General features: G+C 50.7%; 1 protein-coding gene and 1 pseudogene. Both read left to right on the top strand.

The window, feature by feature from the left end; genetic code table 11:
• A pseudogene (locus tag OCV77_RS16365) lies at nt 1-767 on the top strand (MobQ family relaxase); the annotation flags it as partial.
• A gap of 47 nt (nt 768-814) precedes the next feature.
• On the top strand, nt 815-1,330 hold a 516-nt coding region (locus OCV77_RS16360), incomplete at its 3' end, for a CHC2 zinc finger domain-containing protein (RefSeq protein ID WP_262576002.1).

Below are 1,330 nucleotides of genomic sequence, written 5' to 3'. Positions count from 1 at the left end.
AGGGAGCTAATGTCCGGCAGATGGAAGCAAAGGGCATCCGCACCGAGAAAGGGGAACTGAACCGCTGGATTAAAGCCACCAACCGGCTCATGCAGGATGTGAGGAAGAAGATCAAAGCCCTGTTTGTCTGGATGGCAGAGGTAAAAGAAGAACTTTCCAAACCCCAGACACCGAGCCTTGCCGACCTGCTGATCGCTTATTACAACCAGCGCAACGCAGGGGCATGGAGCAATAAAGCCAGAACCGGAAACTTAAAGCAGTTTGCCGAAGCCGTCAATTATCTGACGGAAAACAAGCTGCTCACATTAGAGGATTTGCAGGAGCGTCTTTCCTCTGTCAGTGAAGAATTTGAAGCATTAAGCGGCTCCATGAAAAAGAAATCTGCCAGGATAAAGGAATTGCAGGAATTGATACGGGAGGGCGAGAATTACCAGCGGCTAAAACCTGTCCATACGGAATTGAACAATATCAAGTTTAAGAAACAGAGGGAGAAATTTGAAACATCACACGATGCGGAGTTACGGCTGTTTTATGCCGCCCGCCGTATTCTGAAAGAAAAACTGGACGGAAAACCCATTGCCCTGAAAGCATGGAAACAGGAATACGCACAGTTAAAAACAGAGTATGCCGAACTGTCTCCGCAGCACAAGCCACTCCGGGAGGAAGTGATACGGCTGCGGCAGGTGCAGAACGCCGTAGATACCGCACTGCGCCGGAGAGAGCAGCCACAGGAAGTACAGAGAAAGAAACACGAGATGGAGCTATGACATAACCGGCAGCTTTACCGTTACCGGCATTTTTATGGAGGGAGCATTTGAATGTATTTGAAGCGGTGAAACAGTCTGTTACCACCCGGCAGGCTGCTTCATTCTATGGAATCCGGGTGGGGAGAAACGGCATGGTCTGCTGTCCATTCCACAATGACCGCACGCCCAGCATGAAAGTGGACAGCCGCTTTTACTGCTTCGGCTGCGGGGCTTCCGGGGATGTGATCGACTTTGCCGCTTTGCTGCATGGATTGGGGAAACGGGAAGCTGCGGTCAGGCTTGCGGAGGACTTCGGCGTTTCCTATGAGAAATCCGGCAATGCGCCGCCAGATTGGAAGCGTCACAACAGGTCACAGCCCCGACAAAAATCAGCGGAGCAGAAATTTCAGGAAACGGAACGGTATTGTTTCCGGGTGCTATGCGATTATCTGCGCCTGCTGGAGCATTGGAAAACAGCATACTCCCCACAGCCGCAGGATGACATCTGGCATCCTCTTTTTGTGGAAGCGTTGCAGAGGATAAGCTACACAGAATACCTTTTGGATATTTTGTTATACGGAGAA

This window comes from Suilimivivens aceti (assembly GCF_025567405.1).
GTDB classification, from domain to species: Bacteria; Bacillota; Clostridia; order Lachnospirales; family Lachnospiraceae; genus Suilimivivens; species Suilimivivens aceti.
Note: the sequence above shows the minus strand (reverse complement) of the source record. Positions and strands in the feature narration are given on the sequence as shown.